This is a genomic window from Variovorax sp. Soil_C_12, assembly GCF_057657375.1.
Genome location: NZ_JBDGIO010000003.1, coordinates 1 through 21,190 on the forward strand (window position 1 = coordinate 1; position 21,190 = coordinate 21,190).

General features: G+C 68.5%; 23 protein-coding genes. 6 read left to right on the forward strand and 17 right to left on the reverse strand.

Going from position 1 to position 21,190, the window contains the following annotated elements; translation table 11 throughout:
- The 12 genes from AC3A6X_RS08660 to flgB all read right to left on the reverse strand — a co-directional run.
- A partial coding sequence (locus tag AC3A6X_RS08660) for a Cache 3/Cache 2 fusion domain-containing protein (protein ID WP_487841816.1) occupies positions 1–1,355 on the reverse strand: 1,355 nt, incomplete at its 3' end.
- Positions 1,356–1,370: 15 nt separating this feature from the next.
- Entirely contained in the window at positions 1,371–3,068 is a 1,698-nt protein-coding gene (locus AC3A6X_RS08665) for a methyl-accepting chemotaxis protein (protein ID WP_487841817.1), read from the reverse strand.
- A 135-nt stretch (positions 3,069–3,203) separates the two neighbouring features.
- The gene (locus tag AC3A6X_RS08670) at positions 3,204–3,710 is read right to left on the reverse strand and encodes a chemotaxis protein CheW (protein WP_487841818.1); all 507 of its coding nucleotides are present in this window, start codon (positions 3,708–3,710) and stop codon (positions 3,204–3,206) included.
- Positions 3,711–3,735: 25 nt separating this feature from the next.
- Positions 3,736–4,713, reverse strand: coding sequence for a flagellar assembly peptidoglycan hydrolase FlgJ (gene flgJ, locus AC3A6X_RS08675; protein ID WP_487841819.1), 978 nt, complete (start codon positions 4,711–4,713; stop codon positions 3,736–3,738).
- 10 nt (positions 4,714–4,723) lie between these two features.
- A complete protein-coding gene (locus tag AC3A6X_RS08680; RefSeq protein ID WP_487841820.1) occupies positions 4,724–5,827 on the reverse strand; it encodes a flagellar basal body P-ring protein FlgI in 1,104 nt (367 codons plus the stop codon).
- A 215-nt stretch (positions 5,828–6,042) separates the two neighbouring features.
- Positions 6,043–6,732, reverse strand: a complete 690-nt coding sequence (locus AC3A6X_RS08685) for a flagellar basal body L-ring protein FlgH (RefSeq protein WP_487841821.1) — start codon at positions 6,730–6,732, stop codon at positions 6,043–6,045.
- Positions 6,732–7,514 (reverse strand): flagellar basal-body rod protein FlgG, encoded by a 783-nt coding sequence (flgG, locus tag AC3A6X_RS08690; protein ID WP_487841822.1) that lies wholly within the window; start codon positions 7,512–7,514, stop codon positions 6,732–6,734. Before flgG ends, AC3A6X_RS08685 begins: the two co-directional genes overlap by 1 nt.
- Before the next feature lie 31 nt (positions 7,515–7,545).
- Positions 7,546–8,292 carry a flagellar basal-body rod protein FlgF gene (gene flgF / locus AC3A6X_RS08695; RefSeq protein ID WP_106560174.1) on the reverse strand — a complete coding sequence of 249 codons (747 nt, stop codon included), beginning with the start codon at positions 8,290–8,292 and terminating at the stop codon, positions 7,546–7,548.
- A 22-nt stretch (positions 8,293–8,314) separates the two neighbouring features.
- On the reverse strand, positions 8,315–9,526 hold the full coding sequence (flgE, locus tag AC3A6X_RS08700) for a flagellar hook protein FlgE (protein WP_487841823.1): 1,212 nt from the start codon (positions 9,524–9,526) through the stop codon (positions 8,315–8,317).
- Positions 9,527–9,597: 71 nt separating this feature from the next.
- Positions 9,598–10,281: a flagellar hook assembly protein FlgD gene (locus AC3A6X_RS08705; protein WP_487841824.1), complete on the reverse strand. Its 684-nt coding sequence runs from the start codon at positions 10,279–10,281 to the stop codon at positions 9,598–9,600.
- Positions 10,282–10,314: 33 nt separating this feature from the next.
- On the reverse strand, positions 10,315–10,731 hold the full coding sequence (flgC, locus tag AC3A6X_RS08710) for a flagellar basal body rod protein FlgC (RefSeq protein WP_106560177.1): 417 nt from the start codon (positions 10,729–10,731) through the stop codon (positions 10,315–10,317).
- A 12-nt stretch (positions 10,732–10,743) separates the two neighbouring features.
- Complete coding sequence (flgB, locus tag AC3A6X_RS08715; protein WP_487841825.1) at positions 10,744–11,151, reverse strand: flagellar basal body rod protein FlgB; 408 nt, start codon at positions 11,149–11,151, stop codon at positions 10,744–10,746.
- A gap of 163 nt (positions 11,152–11,314) precedes the next feature.
- On the opposite strand from flgB, the gene flgA reads away from it, so the two are divergent.
- The 4 genes from flgA to AC3A6X_RS08735 all read left to right on the forward strand — a co-directional run bounded on the left by flgA (position 11,315) and on the right by AC3A6X_RS08735 (position 13,578).
- Positions 11,315–12,016, forward strand: a complete 702-nt coding sequence (gene flgA / locus AC3A6X_RS08720; protein ID WP_487841826.1) for a flagellar basal body P-ring formation chaperone FlgA — start codon at positions 11,315–11,317, stop codon at positions 12,014–12,016.
- A gap of 71 nt (positions 12,017–12,087) precedes the next feature.
- Positions 12,088–12,384, forward strand: a complete 297-nt coding sequence (gene flgM / locus AC3A6X_RS08725; RefSeq protein WP_487841827.1) for a flagellar biosynthesis anti-sigma factor FlgM — start codon at positions 12,088–12,090, stop codon at positions 12,382–12,384.
- 5 nt (positions 12,385–12,389) lie between these two features.
- Complete coding sequence (locus AC3A6X_RS08730; RefSeq protein ID WP_487841828.1) at positions 12,390–12,848, forward strand: flagella synthesis protein FlgN; 459 nt, start codon at positions 12,390–12,392, stop codon at positions 12,846–12,848.
- A gap of 250 nt (positions 12,849–13,098) precedes the next feature.
- A complete protein-coding gene (locus tag AC3A6X_RS08735; RefSeq protein ID WP_487841829.1) occupies positions 13,099–13,578 on the forward strand; it encodes a VOC family protein in 480 nt (159 codons plus the stop codon).
- A gap of 16 nt (positions 13,579–13,594) precedes the next feature.
- On the opposite strand, the gene AC3A6X_RS08740 is transcribed toward AC3A6X_RS08735, so the two are convergent.
- The 5 genes from AC3A6X_RS08740 to AC3A6X_RS08760 all read right to left on the reverse strand — a co-directional run bounded on the left by AC3A6X_RS08740 (position 13,595) and on the right by AC3A6X_RS08760 (position 18,610).
- Positions 13,595–14,164, reverse strand: coding sequence for a GAF domain-containing protein (locus AC3A6X_RS08740; RefSeq protein ID WP_487841830.1), 570 nt, complete (start codon positions 14,162–14,164; stop codon positions 13,595–13,597).
- 96 nt (positions 14,165–14,260) lie between these two features.
- Positions 14,261–15,031: an MHYT domain-containing protein gene (locus tag AC3A6X_RS08745; RefSeq protein ID WP_487841831.1), complete on the reverse strand. Its 771-nt coding sequence runs from the start codon at positions 15,029–15,031 to the stop codon at positions 14,261–14,263.
- A gap of 142 nt (positions 15,032–15,173) precedes the next feature.
- Positions 15,174–15,923 (reverse strand): TerC family protein, encoded by a 750-nt coding sequence (locus tag AC3A6X_RS08750; RefSeq protein ID WP_487841832.1) that lies wholly within the window; start codon positions 15,921–15,923, stop codon positions 15,174–15,176.
- Positions 15,924–16,070: 147 nt separating this feature from the next.
- A complete protein-coding gene (locus AC3A6X_RS08755) occupies positions 16,071–17,624 on the reverse strand; it encodes an amidase (RefSeq protein ID WP_487841833.1) in 1,554 nt (517 codons plus the stop codon).
- A gap of 2 nt (positions 17,625–17,626) precedes the next feature.
- A complete protein-coding gene (locus AC3A6X_RS08760; RefSeq protein WP_487841834.1) occupies positions 17,627–18,610 on the reverse strand; it encodes a Bug family tripartite tricarboxylate transporter substrate binding protein in 984 nt (327 codons plus the stop codon).
- Positions 18,611–18,753: 143 nt separating this feature from the next.
- On the opposite strand from AC3A6X_RS08760, the gene AC3A6X_RS08765 reads away from it, so the two are divergent.
- The gene (locus AC3A6X_RS08765; RefSeq protein WP_487841835.1) at positions 18,754–19,665 is read left to right on the forward strand and encodes a LysR family transcriptional regulator; all 912 of its coding nucleotides are present in this window, start codon (positions 18,754–18,756) and stop codon (positions 19,663–19,665) included.
- Between the two features lie 241 nt (positions 19,666–19,906).
- A complete protein-coding gene (locus AC3A6X_RS08770; RefSeq protein WP_487842415.1) occupies positions 19,907–21,154 on the forward strand; it encodes an NAD(P)/FAD-dependent oxidoreductase in 1,248 nt (415 codons plus the stop codon).
- Positions 21,155–21,190: the final 36 nt, after the last annotated feature.

Below are 21,190 nucleotides of genomic sequence, written 5' to 3' on the forward strand. Positions count from 1 at the left end.
TGCTTGACGGTGGAGGTCAGCTCTTCCATCGAGGCCGCGGTCTCCTGCAGCGAGCTCGCCTGCTCCTCGGTGCGCGAAGACAGGTTCTGGTTGCCGGCCGAGATCTGGCTGGAGGCGGTGGCAATGGCATCGGTGCCCTGCCGCACGCCGCCCACCACGCCGGCCAGGCCCTGGCGCATGGCTTCCACGGCGCGGGTGATCACGCCCATCTCGTCGCGCCGGTCCGAATCCAGCTGCCGCGACAGGTCGCCCCGCCCCAGCGCCTGCACATGCACGCTCAGCAGCCCCAGGGGCCGCACGGTGCGGCGGATGAAGACGATCAGCGCGGCGCCCAGCAGCACGGCAGCCAGCGCAATGCAGCCGCCCAACCAGGCCATCTGCCGGTAGAGCGCCGCCAGCACTTCGGCGGTGGGCACTTCCGCCACCACCAGCCAGCCCGTCGCCTCGCTCCTCGCCACGGAGGCATGGCGCTCACGCCCGTCCGCCGCTGCGAGCACGGCCCGCGCGTCGTCGATCCACAGGGCCTCCTTGGCCGAGATCCGCTCCAGCCATGCGGCCGATTCGTCGCCCGGCAGGAGCTCGGCCAGCTTCTTGCCGGCCGCCGACGGATGAAAGACCAGCGTCGCCGCGGCAGCGCCGCCCGTCGGGTTGACGATGTAGAGCCCGCCGGTGTCGAAGATCTGCGTCTTCTTCACGGCCTCGCCGAAAGCGGCCTGCTGCTGTGCGATGTCCAGGCCGATGTAGAGCACGGCGATCACGCGGCCCGCCGCATCCCGCACTGGCTCGTAGACCGTCATGAACGGGCGGCCGAACAGCATGACGCGGCCCACGAAGCGCTTGCCCTCGCGCAGGACCGGATAGGCGCCGCTCTTGCGGTCGAGCAGGGTGCCGACGGCACGATCGCCGTTCTCCTTCTTGACCGAGGTGGTGATGCGGCGGAAGTCCTCGCCCTGCGCGACGAACACCGTGGCGTTGGCGCCGGGAAAGTCGCGTGCGAAGGCGTCCACCTCGGCGATGCGCGCGGCGTCGATGGGCGTGCCGTCGATGCTCAACGCGCCCTGCGCCGCCGCGTCGAGCACGAAGCTGGCCGCGAACTGGCGCCGGAACACGCCGAAAGCGTTTTCCGCCGTGAGGCGCATGGTCTGGTCGAAGATGTCCAGCGACCGGGCGATGGCCTCGGCCTTGGCATTGGCGTACTGCGCGGCGCTGCGCTGCTGCTGCGAGGCGGCCAGCGCGTAGAAGACCGCCAGCACCAGCGCCGCCACCAGGAACATGCCCGCGGCGGCGCCGAGGGTCATGGTGCGGGTCAGGGAAACGAAGGAGGGCTCACGCCTCGAGGGGTTCGCGGTGTTCATCAGACGTCCTCCAGCTCAGAACTCGGTCCAGTCGCCGGCCGCGGCGACGCGCGCGCTTGCCGCCACGGGCCTGGGGAGCAGGCCCTCCTTCTTCTCGGGCAGGCTCGAAGTCGAAGTCGAAGTCGAAGGCGCGATGCGAATGGCCTGCGCGCCGGCATCGAGCCGGAACACGCTCACCGCCCGCACCAGGCTGCCGGCCTGCTCCTGCATCGACGCAGCCGCCGCGGCCGCCTCTTCCACCAGCGCCGCGTTCTGCTGCGTGACCTGGTCCATCTGCGTGATGGCCTGGTTGATCTGCTCGATGCCCTGGGTCTGCTCGTGGCTCGCCGCGGTGATTTCCCCGACGATGTCGCTCACGCGCTGGATGCTGCCGACGATCTCTTCCATGGTCTTGCCGGTCTCGCCCACCAGGGCGGTGCCCGCGTCCACCTTGCCGACCGAGTCGTCGATCAGGCCCTTGATTTCCTTGGCGGCGGCAGCGGAGCGTTGCGCGAGGCTGCGCACCTCGGAGGCCACCACCGCGAAGCCCTTGCCCTGCTCACCGGCCCGCGCAGCCTCCACCGCGGCGTTGAGCGCGAGGATGTTGGTCTGGAAGGCGATGCCGTCGATCACGCCGATGATGTCGACGATCTTCCTGGAGGAGGCATGGATGGAGGCCATGGTGTCCACCACCTGGTTGACCATGCCGCCGCCCTTGACGGCGACTTCGGAGGCCGAGCGGGCCAGTTGATTCGCCTGGCGCGCGTTGTCGGCGTTCTGCTTGACGGTGGAGGTCAGCTCTTCCATCGAGGCCGCGGTCTGCTGCAGCGAGCTCGCCTGTTCCTCGGTGCGCGAGGAAAGATCCTGGTTGCCCGTCGCGATCTGCGTGGAGGCTGCTGCGATGGTGTCGGTGCCGCTGCGCACGTCGCCCACCACGCGCGCCAGGTTGGCGTTCATGCCCTGGAGCGCCTGCATCAGCAGGCCGGTCTCGTCGCGGGTCTTCACCACCACCTCGCTGCGCAGGTCGCCGGCGGCCACGGTCTGCGCCACCTGCACCGCCTCGTTGAGCGGGCGCGTGATGCTGCGCGTCAGCAGCCAGGCCAGCACCGCGCCCAGCGCCAGCGCGAGCACGGCCAGCACGATCACGTTGACGCGGCCCGAGCGATAGAGCGCGTCGACCGAATCGGCCGCGCGGTCGATGCGCTCGGCCTGGTGCGTCAGCATGCCGCGGATGCTGGCGTCGTAGGCGTCGAGCATCGGGATCAGCTTCTCGTTGGTGATGCGCGCAGCCTCTTCCTGCCGGCCCTCGGCCTTGAGCTTGAGGATGCCGTTGCGCAGGCCGATGTACTCGGTGCGCTTCTTCTTGATGTCGGCGCTGATCGCCTGCTCCTCGGGCGTGTCCAGCATCTCCTCCAGCTTCTTCTGCGTCTCGGAGATGAGCGCGCTGGTCTTCGTCATGTTCTTCTGCAGGGAGTCCTGCACTTCCGCGTCGTTGCTCTTGACCAGCGCGAAGGTGCGCACGCTGTTGTTGCTGGTGTTCAGCAGCCAGCTCGCGGCCAGGCGCTCCTTCTGCAGCGAACGCTGGACCATCTCCGCGGTGGCCTCGCCCACGTTCTGCAGGCGCAACACGCCGATGCCCGCGACGATGGCCAGCAATGCCAGCACCAGCGCGAAGCCGATGCCCAGGCGGGTGCCAATCTTCCAGTTCCTCATCTCCATCCCCCGCCGGCTCATGGCCGGCTCCAAACAGTTAAAAAATGGGCTCTTCCCCAGAAACACCGCGGAACCGGCTTTGCCGGGCCGCTGGTGTTGCCCCCGGTGAGGGGGTGCGCGGCTACACGAAGTGAGCCAACCTGGGGGAGAGCCAAGTCAGGCTGCGATCCTTTCGATCAGGCCCATCTCGTCGCTCGACATCAGGCGGTCGATGTCCACCAGGATCAGCATCCGCTCCTCCAGCGTGCCCAGCCCGATCAGGTAGTCCGTGTCCAGCGACGCCCCCATCTCCGGCGCCGGCTTGATCTGCTCCGCAGCCAGCGTGATCACGTCCGACACGCTGTCCACCACCATCCCCACCACGCGCCCGCCGATGTTCAGCACGATCACCACCGTGAACTGGTCATACGTCGGCGTGCCCAGCGCGAACTTGATGCGCATGTCGATGATCGGCACGATGATCCCGCGCAGGTTCACCACCCCCTTGATGAACTCCGGCGCGTTGGCGATGCGCGTCACCGCGTCGTAGCCGCGCAGCTCCTGCACCTTCTGGATGTCGATGCCGTATTCCTCCTCGCCCAGCGTGAAGGTGACCACCTCCAGCCGGTTGCCGTTGAGGGCAGGGACGTTGGCCTGCGGGCGCAGGCTTGCGATTTCAGCCATGGAGGTCTTCCTTCTGTAGGTGGATTCAGGTGAACTTCTGCATGATGCGAACGAGCTTGTGCCCGTACTGCGGATCGGTGGCGTAGCCCGCCTTCTGCAACCCGTGCGCAGCCGCGGCGGGGTCGTCGGTGGCCAGCACGTTGGCGTAGCGCGGGTTGCGCGTGATGAACTTCGCGTAGTCGGTGAAGGCCTCCTCGTAGGAGCCGTAGGCCCTGAACTTCGCGCGCACCTTCTGCGGCTCGCCGTCCACGTACTCGGTGGTGGTGGTCTCGACCGTCGGGCCCTTCCAGCTGCGGTCGGCCTTGATGCCGAACAGGTTGTAGCTTTGCGTGCCGTCGTCGGCGCGGATCTCGCGCTTGCCCCAGCCGGATTCGAGCGCGGCCTGCGCCAGGATCAGCGGCGCAGGCACGCCGCTCGCCTCGCTCGCGGCCTGCGCCGAGGCGCCCATGCGGTCGACGAAGGCGTCGACCTTGCCCTGCAGCGAGTCCACCGTGGCCGGCGCACGCTCGACGTTGCTCTGGTAGAGGCTCAGGTCCGCGGCGCGGCGCGGCGCCGGCGACGTGGCGGGCAGCGTTGCCGGCGTCGGCGCGGAACCCAGCGGGATGCCCGCCTGCGGCTTGAGCGCGAAGCCGGCCGGCGGCGCCAGCGACATGCCTTCGGCCTCGCCCTCCGGCGCGGCGGACGGGAGGCTGCGGCTCAGCTGCGCGAGCATCGCCTCGGCCAGCCCGACGCCGCGCCCCGAGAGGTTCTGCGCAAGCTGCTGGTCGAACATCGAGAGGTAGAGCTTCTCGTTCTGGCTGTCCAGCAGGCCGCTCTGCGGCACCGCCTGGCGCATGCTCTTGAGCACCATGTTCATGAACAGCGCCTCGAACTGGCGCGAGACCTGCTTCAGGCCTTCCTCGGGCGAGGCGCGCACGGTGCGCCGCAGTGCGTCGACACCCTGCACGTCCAGCGCGAAACGCTGGTCGAGTGCGGCGTTGCGCGTGTCGGTGGTCATCGCCATGCGCGGGCCTTCAGATGACTTCCAGTTCGGCGCGCAGGGCGCCGGCACTCTTCATGGCCTGCAGGATGGACACCAGGTCCTGCGGATTCGCGCCCAGGCTGTTGAGGCCCTTGATCACGTCCGACAGCGAGGCGCCGCCGCGCACCATCTGCAGCGCGCCGCCGCCCTGCGTTACCGAGACCTGCGAGGTCTGGGCAACGACCGTGGAGCCGCCCGAGAAAGGTCCGGGTTGGCTGATCACCGGCTCGGTGTTGATCACGACCGAGAGGTTGCCGTGCGCCACCGCGCAGTCGTTGACGCGCACCGCCTGGTTCATCACCACCGAGCCGGTGCGCGCGTTGATCACCACGCGCGCCCCCGCCTGCGTCGGCGTCACCTCGATGTTCTCGAGCCGGGCCAGGAAGCCGACGCGCTCCTGCGCCTCCGGCGCGCGCACGCGGATCATCCGGGCGTCGGCCGCATCGGCGGTGCCGGGGCCGAGCTGGCGGTTGATGGCCTCGACCACGCGCTGCGCGGTGCCGAAGTCGGAGCGGTTGAGCTCCAGCGAGAAGGTGCCTTCGCCGCCCACCGGCGCGTCGACCGTGCGCTCGACCAGCGCGCCGGCCGGAATGCGGCCCGAGCTCAGCTGGTTGATCTGCACCTTGCTGCCGTTGGCCGAGGCGCCGGCGCCGCCGACCACCATGTTGCCCTGCGCGATCGCATAGGTCGCGCCGTCCACGCCCTTGAGCGGCGTCATCAGCAGCGTGCCGCCGCGCAGGCTCTTGGCATTGCCCATGGAGGAGACGGTGACGTCGATGGTCTGGCCGGGCCGCGCGAAGGACGGCAGCGTGGCCGTGACCATCACGGCCGCCACGTTCTTGAGCTGCATGTTGACGCCGGCCGGGATGGTGATGCCCAACTGCTGCAGCATGTTGTTCAGGCTCTGCGTGGTGAAGGGCGTCTGCATGGTCTGGTCGCCCGTGCCGTCCAGGCCCACCATCAGGCCGTAGCCGATCAGCGGGTTGTCGCGCACGCCCTGGATGCTGGCCAGCTCCTTGATGCGCTCGGCATGGGCGGGAAAGGTCAGCACACAAAGCGCTGCAATCGCAGTCATCAAATATCGCGACGAACTCATAAACAAACTCTCTCTTTCAGAGCGGCACCGGAACGGGCCGCGTTCGGGGGACACCGCGGAACCGGCTTTGCCGGGCCGCTGGTGTCGCCCCCGGTGAGGGCTGAAGGCCGCGGCTCCAAGCCTGCCTGCGCAGGCTTGGACGGCCTGAAGGGCAAGACCTCTGGTCGCAGCACGTTGGGCGGCTACACGAAGTGAGCCAACCTGGGGGAGAGCCATCAGAAGGGCATCACGTTGAGGAAGAAGCGTTGCATCCAGCCCATGTGCTGCGCCTCGTCGATGTAGCCCTTGGCCGTGTATTCGATGCGCGCATCGGCCACCAGCGTGGAGGGCACGGTGTTGCTGCCCGAGACGGTGCGCGGGTTCACCACGCCCGAGAAGCGGATGTACTCGGTGCCCTGGTTGATGCCCATCTGCTTCTCGCCGGAGACCAGCAGGTTGCCGTTGGGCATCACGTCCGTCACGGTGACGGTGATCACGCCGTTGAAGGTGTTGTTGGCGTTGGCACCGCCCTTGGCATTGAGGATGTTGTTGCCGGACAGCTTGGCGTCCTGGTCGTCCAGCAGGCCGCCGAGCAGCTTGGGGATGGTCGGGAAGGCGGCCGTGAGACTGCCCGTGCGGCTCGCGTTGGCGCCGGAGTTCTTGCTCGCGTTGACCTTCTCGCTGATGACGATGGTCAGGATGTCGCCGATGTTGCGCGGGCGGCGGTCCTCGAAGAGCGCATTGCCCCCGGGCCCGTCGCGGAAGATCGCGCCGTTGGCGCGCGGCGCCGGCAGCGGCGCGTATGCGTTGGCGCGCGCCGTCATCGGCTGGTGCACCAGCGGCTCGCGCGGGATCTGGGCGCAGCCGGTGGCCAGCAGGGCCGCAAGCGCGCCCGCGGCCAGACGATGAAGACGAGCGCAGTCCATCACAGCTGGGCCAGGCGCTGCAGCATCTGGTCGGAGGTCTGCACGGCCTTGCTGTTGATCTCGTACGCGCGCTGCGTCGCGATCATGTTGACCAGCTCCTCCACCACGTTGACGTTCGAGGCCTCCACATAGCCCTGGCTCAGGATGCCCGCGCCTTCCAGGCCCGGGTTCAGCTGGTTGGGCGCGCCGGAGGAGTCGGTCTCGGCATAGAGGTTCTCGCCCATGCTCTGCAGGCCCGCGGGGTTGAGGAAGGTGGCCAGCTGCAGCTGCCCGACCTGCACGGTCGCGGTGCTGCCGGCCTGCGTGACCGAGACCATGCCGTCGCGGCCGATGGTCATGCCGGTGGCGTTCTGGGGGATGGTGATGGCCGGCTGCACCGGGAAGCCGCTGGCGGTCACCAGCTGGCCGTCCTTGTCGGTCTGGAAGGAGCCGTCGCGCGTGTACGAGGTGGTGCCATCGGGCATCAGCACCTGGAAGAAGCCGGCGCCGTTGATCGCCACGTCCTTCGGGTTGTCGGTCTTGGTCATGTTGCCCTGCGCATGGATGCGCTCGGTGGCCACCACGTGCACGCCGGTGCCGACCTGCAGGCCCGAGGGCAGGCGCGTCTGGTCGGAGGTCTGGCCGCCGACCTGGCGCAGGTTCTGGTACATCAGGTCCTCGAACACCGCGCGGCTGCGCTTGAAGCCGGTGGTGCCGACGTTGGCCAGGTTGTTCGAGACCACGTCCAGCTGGGTCTGCTGGGCATCGAGGCCGGTCTTGGCGATATAGAGCGAGCGCATCATGGCGATGGGTCCTTTGTGCTTTGAATGGGGATCAGCCGTAGGCGAGCAGCTTGTTGGCCGACTGCGCGTTGTCGTTCGCGGTCTGCATGGCCTTCATCTGCATCTCGAAGCTGCGGGCCTGGGCGATCATGGAAACCATGGCCTCGACCGGATTGACGTTGCTGCCCTCGACCGCGCCGCTGGTCACGGTCACGGCCGCGTCGGCCTCGGCCGGCGGCAGGCCCTCGCGCATGCGGAACAGGCCGTCGTCGCCGCGCACCAGGTCGGTGGTCGGCGGGTTGACCAGCTTGAGGCGGCCGACCTCGGCCACGCCCACCAGCGGATCGCCGGCGCCGCGCGCCGTGATGGCGCCGTTGGAGGCGATCTGCACCTTGGAGCCGGGCGGCACCACCAGCGCGCCGCCCTCGCCCACCACCGGGCGCGCGCCCATGGTGAGCAGCTGGCCGTCGGCACCGACCTGCAGGTTGCCCACGCGGGTGTAGGCCTCGCCGCCGTCGGGCGTCTGCACCACCAGCCAGCCGTCGCCGTGCACCGCGACGTCGAGGTCGCGGCCGGTCTGCGTCAGCGGGCCGTGGCTGAAGTCGGCACCCGGCGTGGTGGCGACCACGAAGGAGCGGGTGGACGGCTCGTCGCCTCCCACCACCGGCACCGCGCGGAAGCTGTTGACCTGCGCGCGAAAGCCCGGCGTCGAGACGTTCGCCATGTTGTTGGCGACCGAGGCCTGCTGTTCCATGGCCTGCTTGGCGCCGCTCATGGCGACATAGAGCATGCGGTCCACTGGGTGCTACTCCTGGTGCCGCTCAGCGGATGTTGATGAGCGTCTGGACCACCTGGTCCTGCGTCTTCACCGTCTGCGCGTTGGCCTGGTAGCTGCGCTGGGCGACGATCAGGTTCACCAGCTCGGAGGTGAGGTCCACGTTCGACGACTCCAGCGCGCCCGATTCGAGCGAGCCCTGCTTGGTGCCCTCACCCGGGGTGCCGGTGAGCGCCGGGCCCGAGGCCTGGGTCTCGGCCCAGACGTTGCCGCCCTTGGGCTCCAGGCCGTTCGGGTTGGCGAAGCTGGACAGCACCACCTGCCCCATCAGCTTGGTCTGCTCGTTCGAGAACTTGCCGGTGATGGTGCCGTCGGGGTTGATCGAGAAGGAGGTCAGCGTGCCGGAGGTGTAGCCGTCCTGCGACAGCTTGTTCATGCCGTTGGCATTGCCGAACTGCGTGGTGCCCGAGAGGTCCACCGCCATGTTCATCGCGGCCGAGCCGTTGCCGAAGTCCAGGTTCGCGATGTTGAAGGTGCCGCCGGCCGGGGCGGTCATGTTGCCGTTGGTATCGAAGCTCAGGCCGGTGATCGCGCCGGCGCCGATGGCCGCGCCGTCGGCCTGGGCGTAGACGTCCCAGGCGTTGTCGCCGGTCTTCACGAAGTAGGCGGTGAGCTCGTGCGGGTTGCCCAGCGAGTCGTACACCGGGCCGATGGAGTTGGAGTAATTGAAAGTGCCCGAATCGGTGGCATCGAAGGGTGTCTTGCTCGGCACGGCCAGGCGCGAGTCGAGGTTGAACTCGGCCTCCACGCCGGTGGTGGCGTTCGGGTTCATCGAGCTGGTCTGCACCTGCAGCGCGGTGGGCGTGCCGCCGGAGAGGCCGCCGGCGGCCGTCACGCCGTAGCCGGTGAGGCGCAGGCCCTGGCTGTTGACGATGTAGCCGTCCTTGTCGCGGGTGAACTGGCCGTTGCGCGAGTAGGCCACCTCGCCGCTGGGGCTGGAGAGGCGGAAGAAGCCGTCGCCGTTCTGGATCGCCACGTCCAGCGGGCGGCTGCTGGTCTGCGTGACGCCCTGCGTGAAGTTCTGCACCACGCCCGAGACCGAGGCACCCAGGCCGATACGCGAGCCGGCATAGATGTCCTGGAAGGTGGCGGCAGCCGACTTGTAGCCCACCGTGCCCGAGTTGGCGATGTTGTTGCCGATGACGTCGAGGTTGGCGGCGGCCACGTTCAGGCCGCTGATGCCCTGGGAGAAACTCATGATCGATCCTTGTTGCTATGCATGAAAGAAGCAGCCGGCCACGCTTGCGCGGCGGCCGAAGGGAGAACTGTTCAGAGGTACATGCGCACGTCGTCGAGGCCGATGCTGCGGCCGTTGGCCAGCTCCAGCGTGACCCCGTTGGTGCCCTGCTTGACGGCCGCCACCTGCGCGAAGGTGAGCGCGGTGGCTTCGACCGCGGTGCCGTCGTTGGTGGCGACCACGCTGAAGCTGTAGTTGCCGGGCGGCACCGCCCCGCCGTCGTCGGCCTTGCCGTCCCAGGTGACGGCGTTGACGCCCTCGGCCAGGGAGCCCAGCTCGAGGGTGCGCACGGTGCGGCCCGCGGCATCGACGATCTTGACCTGCACGTCGCCGGCCGTGCCGGGCAGCTGCACGGCGAAGGGCACCGTCGCCGGCTCCTCGCCGTCCTTGGGCGCGGTGGTGGTGATCTGGTTGCCGGGCGACAGCACGTTGTAGCCGATCAGCGAGGCGGCCTGCAGCACCTGGTTGCTGCCGGTCTGGCTGACCAGGCCGGACAGCGTGCTGTTGAGCTTCTCGATGCCGCTGACCGTGCTCATCTGCGCGAGCTGCGAGGTGAGCTCGGCGTTCTGCATCGGGTTGAGCGGGTCCTGGTTGTTGAGCTGGGTCACCAGCAGCTTGAGGAAGCGCTGTTCGCTGTCGGAGCCGCTCACGCTGCTGCTGCTGCTCGATGTCGAGCTCGTGCCGCCGAGGGATGAGAGTGCGTCGTTGATGGCCATGTTCTGGAGGCTTGTGCTTGTTGTTGGGCGGGGTTACTGGCCGACCGACAGCGTCTTGACCATCAGCGTCTTGGCGGTGTTGAGCACCTCGACGTTGGCCTGGTAGCTGCGCGAGGCGGAGATCATGTTGGTCATCTCCTCGACCACGTTGACGTTGGGCATGCTCACGTAGCCCTGCACATTGGCGTGCGGGCTCTTCGGGTCGTAGACCATCCTGGCGGGCGAGCTGTCCTCGACCACGCCGGCGACCTTCACGCCGCCGATGTCCTGCTGGCCGGAGGCCGCGACTTCGAACATGACCTGCTTGGCGCGGTAGGGCTGGCCGTCGGGGCCGGCCACGCTGTCGGCGTTGGCCAGGTTGCTGGCGGTCACGTTCATGCGCTGCGACTGGGCAGCCATCGCCGAGCCGGCGACGTTGAAGATGTTCATGGAGGCGCTGGGCAATGGCATCGCAGGTGCTCCTTATTGCTGCGCCGCCGCCAGCAGCGACTTGATCCTGGCGCTCATCACCGTGAGGTTGGCCTCGTAGCGCAGCGCGTTGTCGGCGAAGGCGATGCGCTCGGCATCCATCTCGACGGTGTTGCCGTCGATGCTGGACTGCGTCGGCACGCGGAAGAGCAGGTCGGTATCGGGCATCGCCGAGGCGTCGCCCTGCAGGTGGCGCGCGGAGGTGGTGGCCATCGTGACCGACTGGCCGCCGCGGCCCTGCTCCACGGCCTGCGCGAGCCGGCTCGCGAAGTCGAAGTCGCGTGCCTTGTAGTTGGGCGTGTCGGCGTGGGCGATGTTGGCCGCCAGCACTTCCTGGCGCTGGGCCCGGAGGTTCAGGGCTTCGCGGCTGAATCGAAGCGCTGCATCCAGCTTGTCGATCATGAGGGCTCCATCTGTTTGGCGTCGCGGCCAGGGGAAGGCGTGGCGACAGATGGAAAGCGAGTCTATGCACGGGCCGCGTTAGCAATGGGCCGAACAAAGGGGCATTTGGCGTGCACTTCGCACCTTGGTGCAGGGCGCCGGTTTCCTAGAATCTGGCCCACCGATGATGGACAAGACCTGCTTCTCGCTTCGCTTCATGCCGATCGTGCTGGCCACGAGCCTGGGCGCTGCCGCGTGCCTGGCCGGGCCGCCGGACGGGAGCGATGCGCGGGCCGTCGTCGAGCAATTCCTGAAGACGCAGACCGCCGGCCTGCCGGGCCAGGCCCGCATCCGGGTGACGCTGCCGGGCTCGGCCCTGCCGGCCTGCGAGGCGCTCGAGGCCTTCCTGCCGAACGGCGCCTCGGCCTGGGGCCGGGTCTCGGTCGGCCTGCGCTGCCCGGGCGAGCGGCCCTGGACGCGCTTCGTGCAGGCGCACGTCGCGCTCGAAGGCCGCTACCTGGTGGCCGCGCGCGCTCTCGACGCCGGCCAGCCCCTGGGCGCCGGCGACGTGGCGGCGCGCACGGGCGACCTGACGGCGCTGCCGAAGTCGGTCCTGGCGGACCCGGCCGAGCTCAAGGGCATGGTGACGATCAACCGCGTCGCCGCGGGCGCGCCGCTGCGGCGCGAGCAGCTGCGTGGCACGGTCGTGATCCAGCAGGGCCAGACGGTGCAGGTGGTCGCCGAGGGGCAGGGCTTCACGGTCAGCACCGAGGCGCGCGCCCTGAACCGGGCGGAGATCGGCGCCACCGTCCAGGCCAAGACCCGCGATGGCCGGCTGGTCAGCGGGGTGGCCGACGAGGAAGGCCAGATCCGGCTGGCGCACTAGTTACAGCTGGATCGACCCTAAAGTTCGGGCCTGGACTGCCGATAAAGCGGTCAGCCCTTTGAGGAATCATCTTGAAAATCGACCAACCCGCCTCCTCGGCCACACCACTCACCCGCACGGGCAAGGGCGCCAAGGCCCAGCCGTCCGCCGGCGCCGACGCCACCGAACAGGCCAAGGACGCGGTACAGCTGTCCTCGGCCCAGGTCCATTCGCTGCCCAGCGACCCGAACACCGACTTCGATGCCGCGCGCGTCGCCGAGATCCGCAAGGCCATCCTTGCCGGCGAGTACACGGTGCATCCCGAGCGCATCGCCGGCGGCCTGCTGAAGAGCGTTCGCGACCTTCTCGGCGGCAAGAGCGGGGGCTGAGAACGATGAGCGCCACGCTGCTGCCCCACCTGCTGGCCGAGAAGTCCTGCGTGGAAGAGTTCCTCGATCTGCTGGGTCAGGAGGAACAGGCCATGCAGGAGGGCCTGTTCGCCGACCTGACGCCGCTGACGGCGCGCAAGGCTGCCCTGCTCGACCGCATGACCGCACTCGACCGCGCCCGCGAATCGGCCCAGGTGGCGATGGGCTTCGAACCCGGCCGCGCCGGTGCCGACGCCGCCGCCACGGCCGCCGGCGCCGCCGCGCAGGAGGCCTGGGCTGCGCTGCTGGAGCTGGCCGAAAGCGCCAAAACCGGCAACCGCCGCAACGGCGCCCTGGTCCACGGCCACCTCGACTTCACGCGCAACGCACTGCACTACCTGCAGGCGGCCGCCCTGCCCTTCTACGGGCCGGATGGGATTCGAAAGGCGGTGGGCGGGACGGGGACGCGGCTGGCGCTGGGGTAGGCGCGGGGCGGGGCTCTCCGGCGGGGAGCTCTCGAAGGCCAAGCCGATCGACGAGGGCCACAACTTTGGCGAAGTGAACGCCAGGTGAAGCCGTGCCGGTTTCTCCTCGGTCTGGTACAGCCACAATGAAGCCTTGCCCTTTGGGCGGCGTGTCAGTCTCATCCGACAGACAAGAAAGCCGCGATGAGAACACCATCGACGTTTTTCGGACGACGGCGGATGCCGTGCTCAACGCTTCAGGAGACATGAAATGACCAGCAAGAACACGATCTGCCTGTGGTACGACGGCACTGCCGTCGACGCCGCAAACTTCTATGCCAAGACATTCCCCGACAGCGCTGTCGGCACCATCCACCGCGCACCGGGCGACTACCCCGACGGCAAGCTGGGTGATGTCCTGCTGGTCGAGTTCACCGTGGCCGGCATCCCCTGCATCGGGCTGAACGGCGGCCCGCACTTCAAGCACAACGAAGCCTTCTCCTTTCAGATCGCCACCGACGACCAGGCCGAAACCGATCGCTTGTGGAATGCGATCGTCGGCAATGGCGGCCAGGAAAGCGCGTGCGGCTGGTGCAAGGACCGGTGGGGATTGTCTTGGCAGATCACGCCCCGCGCCCTCACCGCGGCAATCGCCGACCCCGATCGCGCGGCGGCCAAGCGCGCGTTCGACGCGATGATGACGATGAAGAATATCGACATCGCCGCGATCGAGGCCGCACGGCGGGGCTAAGACCTGTTAACGGGCCCTAGGCGAGTGCAGGGTCGGACGTCGTGACTTCGCGTCCATCCGCTCGGGCGAGAAGCCGGGCGGCGCTGGAGGCCGCAAGCTCCAGACGCCTGACGTCGCGCTCGTCCAGGTCGCTTTCGCCTTCGATGTTGAAGCCGCAGAGCATGCCGTAGACCCGCCCGTCCGCCATCCGGACGGGCACGCCGATGTGCGTTCCCATTCCCTCGAAGTTGGCGGGCAGTCCCTGCTCTTCACGCACGCTCGTGACGCTCTGAATCAGATTGGGCAGGCGCCCGTCGAGGATGCGCTGGCAGATGGTGTGTTCGAGCGGTGCAGACTGGCCCCGCTGTATGCGCAGCGCACTGCTCTGGGATTCGATATGTCGAAACACGCGCCTGCCGTCGACGAACTCGCTCACGAAAACCACCTGCAGTCCCAGCAGTTCCCGAACGACCACCAGCAGTTCCCCGATGGCGCGATCGACCGAAACCTCTCCGGAATGGAATTGAGCTTCCGCGGTGATGATGCCGAGGCGGGCCTCACGGCTTTCGCCGGCAGGAACTTGCGGTGTGCTTGGAACAATTTCCATATATAACGAGATTCAGGCGATCGTACGCGGCGTGCGACGGCCTTGGAAGTACATTTCGCACGCTCTCGGTGCCGCCTTCTTCCGCACTGCGACCCGTCAAGGCAGGTTGCCTCGCCCCTGGGCCCTGATGTTGTCGAGCCAGTCGTCGATCTCGATCCTGCTGAAAATGAAGATCAGCGCCACGGACGCGGTGTTGAAAACTGCCAGTCCTATGTTGCCGTCGCCCACCAGGTAGGCGGCCGCCGGCGCGGCGCTGGTGCAGACCATGGTGGCCGCCGTCATGCCGGTGTAGTGCATGGCGCACACGGCCACACCCATCACCGCGGCCGCAATGAACTGGTGCGCCAGTTCCGTGAGGTTGAAGGCCAGCCACAGCGCGGTCGCCGCCGCGCCGATGGCGATCGCGACCGAGCCGGCCACGACGACCAGGTCGAAGCTCATGCTGGCACGCATGTTCATGGCGAACATGCCGATGTAGTGCATCACGCACACGCCGATGCCCGCCAACAGGCTGCCGGCCAGCCAGCCGCCGCGGGTGAAGCGCTTGCCGCCGGCCAGGTACAGGGCAATGCCCGAGATGACGATCGCGGCGACCAGAGACAGGGCCGTCAGCGGCACGTCGTAAGCAATGGCCACGGGCAGCCGGTAGGCCACCATGCCGATGAAGTGCATGGACCAGATGCCGATGCCGCCCAGCGCCACCGCGCCGCCGCCCAGCATGGGCAGGTCGAGCGTGCCGTCCTTGCGCACCATCTTGTGGGCGCACAGCAGGGCAAGCAGCGAGCCGAAGAAGGAGATCACATACGAGAGCGCGACGGTTCCGAGGTCGTAGCGCGGGGAGAGCAGTTGGCCGACGATGGGATCCATGGGGTGTGATCGTAGGGTCGAGGGGCGAGACGGCCATCAAAGCCGGGGCGAGCTCTCGCTTCGAAATGTGCATTAGTTGGCCCATTCCGGCGCTTGCCCGCGTCCCGCCTCTCCCCCAGGGCACGAAGGGGAGGCCTCGCCTTCAGTCGCCCGGGATGTGAGGCGGATTCAACGCCACGCGCCTGGCCGCCTTGGCGCGCATCCGGATGTTGAGCGCCTCCACGCCCAGCGAGAAGGCCATGGCGAAGTACACGTAGCCCTTGGGCACGTGGTGATCGAAGCCCTCCGCGACGAGCACGACGCCCACTACCACCAGGAAGGACAGCGCCAGCATCTTGATGGTGGGATGGTCGGAGACGAAGCGGCCGATAGCGGCGGCGAACAGCATCATCAGCAGCACGGAGGCGACCACCGCCGCGATCATGACGCGGACGTCGTCCACCATCCCTACCGCGGTGATGATGGAGTCCAGCGAGAACACCAGGTCGACGACCATGATCTGCAGGATGACGGAGAGCAAGGTGGCGCCGGCCGCACCGCCCGTCTCCTCGTGGCCGCCTTCCAGCGACTGGTGCACCTCGGTCGTGCTCTTCCAGATCAGGAACAGTCCGCCCAGGATCAGGATCAGGTCGCGGCCGGAGATGTCCTCGCCCGCCACCGAGAAGAGCGGAGCCACCAGCCCGACGATCCAGGCCAGCACCAGCAGCAGGCCGACGCGCATGAACATCGCCATGAAGAGTCCCAGCCGTCGCGCGAGGTCGCGCTTGGCGGCGGGCAGCTTGTCCACCAGGATGGAAATGAAGATGATGTTGTCGATACCCAGCACGAGCTCGAGCGCGGTCAGGGTGGCGAAGGCAATCCAGGCTTGAGGATCCGTCAGGAGTTCCAGCATCGCAGTCCTTTTTCAAGCAGAGGCGCGAGGGGCGGCCCCACGCGGTTTTTTTCAAGGAGCGCCGATCATGCGTCAATTCACAGGACGGTCTCCCGCGCTGCCTGTCTTGCTGGGTCCTTCGTCGGCGCAAGTGGGCGCCGCTCGCCGCTAGACCACCGAGGCCGACGCCGAATCCGAAGCGCCCGCAGCGCCCGGCGCATCGGGCGCGGCGGTCACGATGGAACGCAGCGGCGGCTGCGGCTGCGACTTCAACAGCGCCTGCAGGTCCGGGCGCGGACGGCGCAGTTCGGCGCTGGACGCGAAGGCCCGCTCCATCGCGTGCGCGGCACCCAGCACCTGGCGGTCCGCCCTGAAGCCCCCGACGATCTGCAGGCCGAAGGGCATGCCCGCATGATCGACACCGCAGGGCAGCGAGAGCGAAGGATGCGTGAGCAGCGTGACCACGTAGGTCAGCGCCAGCCAGCGGTAGTAGTTCTCCTGCCGTTCCCCGTTGATCGTGTCCGCGTACAGCTGCGTCCACGGGAAGGGCGAGACGGGCGTGGTCGGCGACAGGATCAGGTCGACGTCGGCGAAGACGTCCTGGAACTTGCGGATCAGGCGGGTCTGCTCGGCCTGGGCCCAGGCGCTGTCCAGCAGGCTCATCCGCGCGCCCATCTCGTAGTTGGCGCGCGAGTTGGGGCCCAGGCTCATCGGGTCCTTCTCGTACGCGGCCTGCATGCCGGCGACAAAGGCCTCGGCACGCAGCACGTCAAAGCACCTGTGAACGTCGCCGAGGTCGAGCTCGATCTCGTCGCAGCGCTGGAAGAGGTGCCGCATGCCCTCGATCTTGCGGCGGAAGGTGGCGCGGATGTTCTGGTCCACGGCGCAGGCGCCGAAGTCCTCCGTCCAGGCGACGCGCAGCCGGCTCAGGTCGACGTCGGCCGGCCTCAGGAAGGACAGCGCATCGAGCGGATAGCTCAGCGGATCGCCGGCGTGCATGCCGGCCGAGGCGGCCATCTGCAGGCAGGCGTCCTCGACGGTGCGCCCCATGGGGCCGACGACCGAGATCGATGTCCAGCCCAGCAGCTTGCGCACGCTGGGCACGACACCGGGCGAGGGCCTGAAACCCACCACGCCGCATTTGGCGGCGGGGATGCGCAGCGATCCGCCGGTGTCGGAGCCGGTGCAGACCGGCAGCATGTCGCAGGCCAGCGCGGCGGCGGAGCCGCCGGACGACCCTCCGGCATTGAGATTCGGATTGAAGGGGTTGCCGGTCGCGCCCCACACCTCGTTGCGCGAGTTGGCGCCCGCGCCCATCTCGGGGACGTTGGTCTTGCCGGCCACGATGGCCCCGGCCCGGCGCAGGCGCGCCACCAGCTCGATGTCCTCGGTCGGCACATGGTTGCGGAACAGGGGCGAGCCCCAGGTGGTGAGGAGGCCCTGCGTCGGTTCGAGATCCTTCACGCCCAGGGGCAAGCCATGCAGCAGCCCGAGCGGGCGCCCGGCCATGACGGCTTCCTCCGCGGCGCGCGCTTCGGCGCGCGCGCGCTCGAAGCAGGTGGCGGTGACGGCGTTGACGAAGGGGTTCACGCTTTCGATGCGCGCGATGCAGGCCTCCAGCAGTTCCACCGGCGACAGCGCCTTGGCGCCGATGAGGCGGCGCAGCTCGACCGCGGAGGTCTCGACGAGCTCGCCGGCGACGGTATGGGCGGGCGCGGCCATGTTCAATCCGCGGTGATGTTGGAGCGGGCCGCGACCGCGCGCATCACCGGCAGTTCCTTGTTGATCAGCTCGCTGGCGGCGGCCGCGTTGCTGAAGGCAGGCTCCAGGCCGGCCGCGACCAGCTTCGCCCGGGTGTCCGCATCGGCCATGGTCGCGGCCAGGGCCTTCTCGAGCCGCGCCTTGACGGCGGGAGGCAGGCCCTTGGGGCCCGCGAAGATCAGCCAGGTGTCCATGTCGATGCCGGGAAAGCCGCTCTCGGCCATCGCGGGCACGTTGGGCAGGAGCGCTGAGCGCTTGGCGGTCGTCACCGCAATCGCCTTGACCTTGCCGCCGGCGAGCTGCGGGATGGCTGCGGTCACCGTGTCGACGCTGAAGGGGATCTGCCCGCCGATGAGATCGGTCATGGCCGGCGCACTGCCCTTGTAGGGAACGTGCGTCATCTTCAGCCCGGCGGCATTCAGGACGGTCTCGCCGGCGAAATGCGCGGTCGTGCCGCTGCCGAAGGAGCCGTAGGCGTACTTGCCCGGGGAGGCCTTCACGTAGTCGACGAACTGTTTGAAGTTCTGGACGGGGACGTCCTTGTTCGCGAGCAGGACGAGCGCGGTGCGGCCCGCGAGCCCGATCGGATCGAAGCCCTTGACGGGGTCGTAGGGCAGGTTGCTGCGGATCGCCGGGTTGACCGTGAAGGTGGTGCCCGAGCTCAGCAGCAGCGTGTAGCCGTCCGGCGCGGCCTTGGAGACGTAGGTCGCGCCGATGATGGTCCCTGCGCCGGCGCGGTTGTCGATGACCACCGGCTGCCCCAGCTCCTTGCCCAGGCGCGCGCCGATCACGCGCCCCAGCACGTCCGTCGCCCCGCCGGGCGGGAAGGGAATGATCAGGGTGACGGGCCGCGACGGAAAGTCGCTCTCGGCGGCGACGGCTGGCGCGCCGACCACGCCGAGGGAGGACGCCAGCGCAAAGCCGGCCAGGACGGAGAGGGTCTTCATCGGGGCTCTTGGAGATAAGAAAAGTGAAAGGAGGGTGAAAGACGGGGCCGCGCAGCGGCCGTCACGAAATCGTAAGAGTCCACATGGATTGCAGCAAGCGCCATGTTTAGAATCTTTCATTGCCAGAATCGCAATTCAAATCCATGGCCGGCTATTTGCTGCAGGAGACCGCCGTGCGCTACTTCCTCGAAGTCGTGCGCACCGGCTCGGTCAAGGAAGCCGCCTTGAAGCTCAATGTGGCGCCCTCGGCGGTCAGCCGCCAGGTGGCGCGCCTCGAGCGGGAGATGGACAGCCTGCTGTTCGAGCGCCACGCCCGCGGCATGGTGCCGAATGCCGCCGGGGAACTGCTGGCGGCGCACGCCAAGCGAGCGCAGCAGGACAACGAGCGGGTGCTGAACGACATCGCCGCGCTGCGGGGCCTGCGCAGCGGCTTCGTGCGCGTGGTCAGCGCCGAGGGATTCGCCTTCGACTTCATCCCCACGCTCATCGCCCGCTTCCGGGAGAAGTACGAAGGCATCCGCTTCCACCTGGAGGTCTGCTCCCGCACCGACATTCCGAGGCGCATCCGCGACGGCGAAGCGGACGTGGGCGTGACGCTGAGCTCGGTGCCCGAGCCCGGCATCCAGCTGGAGCTTCGCCATCCGAGCCCCATCCTCGCCGTCATGTCCACCGAGCACGCGCTGGCCCGGCAGCGCCAGCTGTCCCTGAGCCAGGCGGTCGCCTATCCGCTGGCGCTGCCGCTGCCCAACAGCTCGGTGCGGCAGCTGCTCGACATCAGCTGCAGCCGGCAAGGCCTGCAGTACCGGACCGCCATGTCGAGCAACCACGCCGATGCGCTGGTGAGCTTCGCGGCCGCGGCGCCCGAGTGCATCGCCTTCTACGGCGAGCTGTCCATCCGGACCCGGCTTCTTGCAGGGACGCTGGTGGCGGTTCCGCTGCGCGACCGGGAGATGAACGAACGCTACCTGGAGGTCGAGACGCTGGCCGGCCGGGCGCTGTCCGACGCGGCCAAGGGCTTCGTGCATTTCCTGACGGAAGCGATCCGGGCGGGATGAGCGGGCCCTCAAACAGCATTGCCGTTGGCGCAACCGACAAATCGAATAATTGCGCGGCTGGCACACGCGACCACGGCGATGCAGGCGCGACAATGACGGCCGCTCGCCGGCCTTACGATTCGCCCACTTCGATGACCCGCCCTCCCCCTTCCCTTCCGCCTCCTGAACTTGGCGCCGCCCTGCCGCCGCCCGTACATCCCGTGAGCTCGGCCCCGCTCACGATCCGGGAGTGAGCGGCTCGATGGCGCAGAAGCACAAGGAGGTCCTGGTCCTCGGCGCGGGCATCGTCGGCGTCAGCACGGCGCTGGCGCTGCAGCTGCGCGGCCATGCCGTCACGCTCGTCGACCGGAAGATGCCGGGGCTCGAAACCTCCTACGGAAACGCCGGCATCATCCAGCGCGAGGCGGTGCAGCCCTATGCCTTTCCGCGCGACATCGGGACGCTGCTGCGCGTCGCGACCGGGCGCAGCAACGACGCCCACTATCACCTGGATGCCTTGTGGCAGGTGTGGCCCCGGCTGTTCGCGTACTGGCGCTCGTCGGCGCCTTCGAGCTACGCCGAGATCGTCCCGGCGTACAGCCGGCTGATCGAGAAATGCATCGACGAGCACGCCTTCTGGATCGAGCAGGCCGGTGCCGGCGAGCTCATACACAAGGAGGGATGGCGGCAGATCTACCGCTCCCGCGAAACCTTCGATGCAGCCGCGGGCGATGCGACGGCCGCGGCGCGCGAGCACGGCCTGGGCTGTTCCGTGCTCGGCAGCGACGAGCTGGCGTCGGCAGAGCCGGGGTTGCAGCGGGCGCTTGCCGGGGCCATCCACTGGACCGATCCCTGGAGCGTGCGCGATCCGGGCGACCTGGTCGCACGCTACGCGAAGCTCTTCATCCGACGCGGCGGCCGCTTCGCCCTGGGCGATGCGATGACGCTGCGGCAACAAGGTGCCGGCTGGTCCGTCGATGCAGAAGGTGGCAGCGCTCAGGCGGAAGAGGCGGTCGTCGCGCTGGGCCCCTGGGCCGATGCCCTGCTCCGCCCCCTGGGTTACCGCCTGCCCTTGTTCATCAAGCGGGGCTACCACCGCCACTACGAAGGGCACGCCGGGCTCCGGCTGCCGATGCTGGACGTCGAACGCGGCGTGATGCTGGCGCCGATGTCGCGCGGCCTGCGGCTCACCACCGGTGCGGAGTTCGCCCGCCAGGATGCGGCCGCCACCCCGGTTCAGCTCGGCCGCGCGGAACAGTCGACACGCGAACTCGTGCCGCTGGGCAAGCCGATCGAGGCCTCGCCGTGGCTGGGCTCGCGCCCCTGCACCGTCGACATGAAGCCGGTGCTCGGCGCGGCGCCGCGCCACAAGGGCCTGTGGTTCAACTTCGGCCATGCGCACCAGGGCTTCACGCTGGGGCCCGTCACCGGCCGGCTGCTTGCCGAGCTGATCAGCGGCGAGCCCGCGTTCATCGATCCGACGCCGTACCTCGCGAGCCGCTTCGGTTGAGGGTGGGTCTGGGCAAGCAAGGTGTGGAGGACAGGA